The sequence below is a fragment of the Roseomonas sp. TS2 genome, from assembly GCF_058833935.1.
The window spans coordinates 1-4,816 of record NZ_JCACVY010000256.1; the positions used below are offsets into that span (position 1 = coordinate 1).

The window sequence follows — 4,816 nt, forward strand, 5'->3', positions numbered from 1 at the left end:
GTGCGCGCGCGGCCCGGCGAAGCCCGGCTCCGCCTCGGCGAAGCCGGGCTGGAAGGGCTCCGGCCGCCCGCCGGCGGAAGGCCAGGGCGCGGCGGGCGGAGGGGCGCCGCCTTCCGCCCCCTCATCCTCCACCACGGCGCCCGTGGTCCCGGCGCCCACCGCCAACGCCCGGCGCAGCGCCGAGATCAGCGCGCCGCGCACCGCGCCGGCCTCGCGGAAGCGCAGCTCGGTCTTCATCGGGTGGACGTTCACATCCACCATCTCGGGGGGGAGGTCGATGAACAGCGCCGCCACCGGGTGCCGCCCGCTGGCGATGAGGTCGCGGTAGGCCACGCGCAGCGCGGCGCGCAGCAGCGGGTCCCGCACGGGGCGGCGGTTGACGACGAGGTGCTGCTCGGCCGCGGTGGGGCGGGTCAGGCCGGGCAGGGCGGCCATGCCGTCGAGCGTCAGCGCCTCCCAGGAGGCGCCGCCCACCGGCACGGCGGCGGCGGCGAAATCCGGCCCCAGCACGGCGGCGAGGCGCCCGGCGCGGTCGGCCGGCGCCAGGTTCAGCACGGCGCGCCCCTCCAGCTCCACGCGGAAGGCCACCTCCGGCCAGGCCAGCGCCAGGCGGCGCACCGCCTCCACCGCGTGCCCCGCCTCGGTGCCGGGGGTCTTGAGGAACTTGCGGCGGGCGGGGGTGGCGTAGAACAGGTCCCGCACCTCGACGCGCGTGCCCGGGGCGCCGGCGGCGGGCCGCACCTCGCCCTTGGCGCCCCCTTCGACGGTGATCTGGTGCGCCTCGCCCCCCTGCGGGCGGCTGGTGATGCAGAGCCGCGCCACGGCGCCGATCGAGGGCAGCGCCTCGCCGCGGAAGCCCAGCGTGGCGATGCGGAACAGCGCCGCCTCCTCCGGCAGCTTGGAGGTGGCGTGCCGCTCGACGCAGAGGGCGAGATCGGCCGGCGACATGCCGGCGCCGTCATCCTCCACCAGGATGCGCCCGGTGCCGCCTCCCTCCAGCGCCACATGGATGCGGCGGGCGCCGGCGTCGAGCGCGTTCTCCACCAGCTCCTTCACGGCGGCGGCGGGGCGCTCGACCACTTCGCCGGCGGCGATGCGGTCGGCCGTGGTGGCGGAGAGAAGGCGGATGCGATCCATGCCCGGGCTTATAGCGCAGCCCGGCGGGCGGCGCCGCAGCCGCACCCGGAAACGCTGCCGGAAAAGAGCCGCCGGATTGCCGGCCGGGGAAGGGTGCTTCCCCGGCGCCGCCTCAGTTCGGGTTGCCCTGCATGTCGCGGATGCGCGCGATCAGCCCCGCCGTGGAGGGGTCGTGCTCGCCCACGCGGCCCGCCGGCTCCAGCTCCGGCAGGATCGACTTGGCGAGCTGCTTGCCCAGCTCCACCCCCCACTGGTCGAAGGCGTCGATGTCCCACAGCGCGCCGAGGCAGAACACCTTGTGCTCGTAGAGCGCCACGAGCTGGCCCAGCGTGTAGGCGTCCAGCCGGTCCAGCAGCAGGGTGGTGCTCGGCCGGTCGCCGGGGAAGAGGCGGTGCGGCAGCAGCCGGGCAATCTCCTCGGCCGGGGTGCCGGCCTTCCGCATCTCGGCGGTCACCTCCGCCTCGGTGCGGCCGCGCAGCAGGGCCTCGGCCTGGGCCAGGCCGTTGGCCAGCAGCAGGCGGTGGTTGTCGGCATAGGGGTGGTTCGGGTTGGCCACCAGCACGAAATCCGCCGGCACAGGGGTGGTGCCCTGGTGCAGCAGCTGCATGAAGGAATGCTGCGCGTTGGTGCCCGGCTCGCCGAAGATCACCGGGCCGGTGTCGTGCCGCACCGGCTCGCCGGCCAGGGTGACGCGCTTGCCCAGGCTCTCCATCTCCAGCTGCTGAAGATGCGCCGGGAAGCGGGAGAGGCGGTGGTCGTAGGGCAGGATGGCATGCGCCTTCAGCCCCAGCCCGTTGACGTGCCAGGCGGTGATGAGCGCCAGCAGCAGCGGCAGGTTCTGCTCGGGCGGTGCGGTGAGGAAGTGCTCGTCCATCGAGCGGGCGCCGGCCAGCAGCTGCGAGAACTCGTCCCAGCCGCAGCCCAGCGCGATGGACAGGCCGATCGCCGACCACAGGGAGAAGCGCCCGCCCACCCAGTCGTGGAAGCCGAACACCCGGTCCGGCATGATGCCGAAGGCCGAGGTGGCCTCGTGGTTGGTGGAGAGGGCGGCCATGTGCCGGCGCGCGCCGGCCTCGCCCAGGTTGCGCTCCAGCCAGCCGCGCACCACCCGGGCATTGGCCATGGTCTCGGCGGTGGTGAAGGTCTTGCTGGCCACCAGCATCAGGGTGCGGTGCGGGTTCAGCCGGGGGCGGATGGCCTCCCAGTTGTGCGCGTCGGCATTGGCCAGATAGAGCGGCCGCATCGGCGAGCGGACCGTCCAGAGTGCCCGGCTGGCCATGAAGGGGCCGAGGTCGGAGCCGCCGATGCCGATGTTGATGACATCGGTGAAGGTCTCGCCGGTGGCGCCGCGAATGTCGCCGGTGTGGATGGCGCGGGTGAACTGCCGCATCCGCTCCAGCGTCTCCTCCACCGAGGCGCTGGCATCCTCGTAGCCGCCCTCGGGCAGGGCGGCGCGGAAGCCGGCGCTGCGCGGCGCCCGCAGCGCCATGTGCAGCACGGCGCGCTGCTCGGTCTGGTTGACGATCTGGCCGGCCGCCATGGCGTCGCGCCGCGCCGTCACCTGGGAGGCCTGCGCAAGCTCCAGCAGCGCCGCCAGCACCTCGGAATCGATCGAGGTCTTGGACATGTCGAGCAGGATGCCGCAGGCCTTGCGGTGGAAGCGCTGGAAGCGCTCCGGGTCGGCGTCGAACAGGGTCCGGATCGATCCGGCGCCGGGCCGCTGGGCCAGCGAATGGATCCGGGCCCAGGCGGTCTCGCGCGCGGAAAGCGTCATGCAGTCGGTCCCCAGTTCACTCCGTGAACGCAGGCTAGAGTGTCACCCGGGGGTGTCAAAGCCCCTTGCCGGACACCTACGCTACAGCCCCTCTGGCTGGCCTGCCACCGTCACGGAAAGCTGACCGGGAACGAGCAGGCGGGCCGCGAGTTTCGTCGCCTGATCGCGGCTGATGGCGGCCAGGCGTGCGGGGCGGCGCTCCAGCCAGTCCAGCGGGCGGCCGTTGCGGCGCATCGCCAGCAGGGTGGCGGCGATTCGGCGGCTGTCGGTGAACTGGAGCGGCTGGCTGCCAGTCATGTAGGCCACCGCCTCCTCCATCTCCTCCGCCGTCGGGCCCTGCTCGGCCATGCGCTTCCACTCGGCGCGCAGCACGCCGAGCAGCTCGGCCACCCGCGCATTGACCGTGGCGCAGGAGCCGGCCAGCACGCTCTGGCCGAACAGCACGTCGAGCCCGGCGCCGATGCCGTAGGTCAGGCCCCGCTCCTCGCGGATGCTGCGGGTGAGGCGGGCGGTAAAGCCGCCGCCGGCCAGGATGCGCAGCACCACCTGCGCCGCCTCCCAGTCCGGGTCGTCCACCGAGAGGCCGGGCTGGCCGAACAGCACGAAGGATTGCGGCGAGGCCACCGGCACCACCTGGGTGCCGAACTGGCGGAAATCCGGCAGCGGCGGCGGCGCGGGCGGCGCGCCTTCCGGCAGGGCGCCCAGCAGCTCGGGCAGCAGCGCGGCCAGCTCCGCCGCGGTGATGGCGCCGGAGGCAGCCACCAGCAGCCCCTCCCGGCCCTGGGGGCCACGGCGCAGATGGCGGCCCAGCGCGGCGCGGAGCTGCTCCACCGTCAGCGCGGCCAGGCTTTCCTCCGTGCCGCCGGAAGGGCGGCCGGCGGGATGGTCGGGGTAGCCGGCGGCCCAGAAGGCGCGGGCGCCACGGCCGCGCGGCCCTTCCAGCGACTGCCGGGCGCGGGCGATGGCGCGGGCGCGCAGCCGCGCCACGTCCGGCTCGGCCAGGGTGGGCGCCGTCATCGCCAGCCGGGCGAGGCGCACCGCCTGCGGCAGGGCGGGGGCGAGGGCGCGCAGGCTGCCGTCGAAGCTGTCGCGCGAGGCGCTGAAGTCGAGGCCGATGCCCTCGTCGCGCAGCGCATCGGCGAAGGCCAGGGCGGAGAGGTCGCCGGCGCCCTCGGTCATCAGCGCGGCGGCGAGCGCCGAGGCGCCCTCCTGCCCCTTGGGGTCGAGCGAGGCGCCGCCCGGCCAGGACCAGGCGAGGCTGACCACCGGCACCGAATGGTCCTCGGCCAGCCAGGCGGTGAAGCCACCGCCCTCCACCACCTGGATGGGCAGCGAGAAGCCGGGCGCCGCCGGGTCGGCGCTCATGCCGCGCCCTCCGGCAGCAGCCAGCCGCTCATCGAGGGGCGGGCCAGCACGGCGCGGGCCGCCGCTTCCACCTGCGCGCGCGTCACGGCGCGGATGCGGGCGGGCCAGTACTCGATGGCCTCCAGCGGCAGGCCGGTGGCGAGCGCGCCGCCCAGGATGCGCGGCGCGGTGCCCAGGCTGTCCAGCGCCAGCAGCGTGCCGGCGGTGAGCTGGCGGATGGAGCGGGCCACCTCCGCCTCGGTCACGCCCTTCTCCAGCAGCGTGCCGATGCAGGCGCCGACCGCCTCCTCCAGCTTCGCCGTGGTGGTCTCGCGGCGGGGGGTGACGAACAGCTCCAGATTGCCGGTGCCGATGGCATCCCCGTCGTAGCCGCAGCCGGCGGAGACGGCGAGGCCGCTCTGCACCAGCGCCTCGTGCAGGCGGGAGCCCTGGCCGCCGCCCAGCAGGTGGGAGAGCACCTCCAGCGGGTAGGCGTGCTCGCTCGGCGTGGCGCCGGCCGTGGTGGGGACGAGGGTGGGGGCCACCCAGCCGCGCAGGAAG

General features: G+C 75.0%; 4 protein-coding genes. All 4 read right to left on the reverse strand.

Annotated features, from left to right (window positions below):
• A partial coding sequence (mutL, locus tag ACZJYS_RS22700; protein ID WP_493180420.1) for a DNA mismatch repair endonuclease MutL occupies nucleotides 1–1,137 on the reverse strand: 1,137 nt, incomplete at its 3' end.
• A 112-nt stretch (nucleotides 1,138–1,249) separates the two neighbouring features.
• Nucleotides 1,250–2,911 (reverse strand): glucose-6-phosphate isomerase, encoded by a 1,662-nt coding sequence (pgi, locus tag ACZJYS_RS22705; protein WP_379650017.1) that lies wholly within the window; start codon nucleotides 2,909–2,911, stop codon nucleotides 1,250–1,252.
• A gap of 81 nt (nucleotides 2,912–2,992) precedes the next feature.
• On the reverse strand, nucleotides 2,993–4,276 hold the full coding sequence (locus tag ACZJYS_RS22710) for a M16 family metallopeptidase (protein ID WP_493180421.1): 1,284 nt from the start codon (nucleotides 4,274–4,276) through the stop codon (nucleotides 2,993–2,995).
• On the reverse strand, nucleotides 4,273–4,816 hold a 544-nt coding region (locus ACZJYS_RS22715), incomplete at its 5' end, for a M16 family metallopeptidase (protein WP_493180422.1). The genes ACZJYS_RS22710 and ACZJYS_RS22715, both read right to left, overlap by 4 nt.